The 2,075-nt window shown below is 53.6% G+C and carries 1 protein-coding gene; it reads left to right on the top strand.

Annotated features, from left to right (window positions below; genetic code table 11):
• Positions 1-2,075 (top strand): cadherin repeat domain-containing protein (locus Q8W32_RS16495; RefSeq protein WP_305415684.1); only part of this gene is annotated, 2,075 nt, incomplete at both ends.

The raw sequence follows: 2,075 nt of genomic DNA, 5'->3' as shown, positions 1-2,075 counted from the left end.
GATGAAACGGCACCCACGTTTACGTCTGGCACGACCGCGACCGCGATTGATGAAAACTCCGGTGAAAGCACGGTTATCTACACGGCCACGACGGATGACGCAACGGCGGTTTATTCCTTGTCTGGCACTGATTTGTCTTACTTCACCATTGATACCAATACCGGCGAAGTAACTCTAAAAGCCGACGCGGACTACGAAACCAAATCCAGCTATTCATTTATCGTTACCGCTACTGATGATGCCGGTAACGACAGCAACCAGTCCGTCACCCTGGCAGTCAATAACCTGGATGAAGCAGCGCCAAGCATTACATCTGGTGCGACGGCTACTGCAATCGATGAAAACTCTGGTGCCGGGCAGGTGGTGTATACCGCCACCGCTGATGACTCTGCTGACGTTTCAGATGGCGTAACGTTTAGCCTTGGTGGCGCTGATGAGGCGTATTTCGAGATCAGTGCGAGCACTGGCGAAGTGACGCTAAAAGCCGATGCCGACTACGAAACCAAATCCAGCTATTCATTCATCGTTACCGCTACTGATGATGCCGGTAACCATACCGACCAAGCGGTTACCCTCGATGTGAACGATCTGGATGATACCGCCCCAGAAGCCAGTATTGTGATATCACCCGCGACAGTACAGCTGGAAGCACTGGGTAATACTAGCAATGGTGACTATGCCCCTCAAATCACCGCCGTGGGCAGCGATGGTGCGTATGTGGTGGCCTGGTATGGTGAGGATAGCGGCAGTGGCTATTCGATCTTTGTGCAGGCGTTTAATGCCGATGGCTCCTTGAACGACACCACGGTACAACTGGAAGCACCGGGTAATGTCAACCATAGCTCCCAGATCACTGAGGTAGGCAGCGCTGGCGCCTATGTGGTGACCTGGAGCGGGACCGATAGCGGCGGTGATCTGTCGATCTTTGTGCAGGCGTTTAAAGCCGATGGTTCCTTCAATGGCACCAGGGTACAGCTGGAAGCACTGAATAATACCACTGGCCATGACTATGAACCACAAATCACCGCCGTGGGCAGCGCTGGCGCCTATGTGGTGACCTGGTACGGGTACGAGGGCGCTGGCTATTCAGGTGATCAGTCGATCTTTGTGCAGGCGTTTAACGCCGATGGCTCCATTAACGGCACTGCGGTACAACTGGAAGCGTTGGATACTACCACGGGGGATGGCTATGATCCGCAAATCACCGCGGTGGGCACTGATGGCGACTATGTGGTGACCTGGTACGGTGATGATAGCGACGGTGATTGGTCTATCTTTGTGCAGGCGTTTAATGCCAATGGTTCCTTCAACGGTGACACAGTACAGTTGGAAGCACTGGATAATATCACCGGTGCTGATCGGTCCCCTCAAATCACCGCCGTGGGCACTGATGGCGCCTATGTGGTGACCTGGTACGGAAGGGATAGCGACGGTGATTGGTCGATCTTTGTGCAGGCCTTTGATGATGACGGCTTCTTAAACGGTGCCACGGTACAGTTGGAAGCACTGGATAATATCACCGGTGCTGATCAGTACCCTCAAATCACCGCCGTGGGCACTGATGGCGACTATGTGGTGACCTGGTACGGAAGGGATAGCAACGGTGATTATTCGATCTTTGTGCAGGCCTTCAACGCCGAAGGTTCCGTCAACGGTGACACAGTACAGCTGGAAGCACTGGGTAATACCATCGGTGCTGATCAGTACCCTCAAATCACCGCCGTGGGCACTGATGGCACCTATGTGGTGACCTGGTACGGAAGGGATAGCGAGGGTGATTGGTCTATCTTTGTGCAAGCGTTTGATGCTGACGGCTCCTTAAACGGTGCCACGGTACAGCTGGAAGCGCCGGGTAATACGACAGGTTCCGAAGAGAAGCCCCAAATCACTGCGGTGGGCAGCGATGGTGCCTATGTGGTGACCTGGAACGGGACTGATAGTGACGGTGACACTTCGATCTTTGTGCAGGCATTTAATGCCGATGGCACACCGGTGATAGATAGCACCTATGAAACAGGGGAGTTGATCACACTACAAAGCAATGAAGCGGGTACGGTGTATTTGGTGAGCGATAC

This window comes from Oceanobacter sp. 3_MG-2023 (assembly GCF_030688925.1).
GTDB lineage: Bacteria > Pseudomonadota > Gammaproteobacteria > Pseudomonadales > Oceanobacteraceae > Oceanobacter.
Note: the sequence above shows the minus strand (reverse complement) of the source record. Positions and strands in the feature narration are given on the sequence as shown.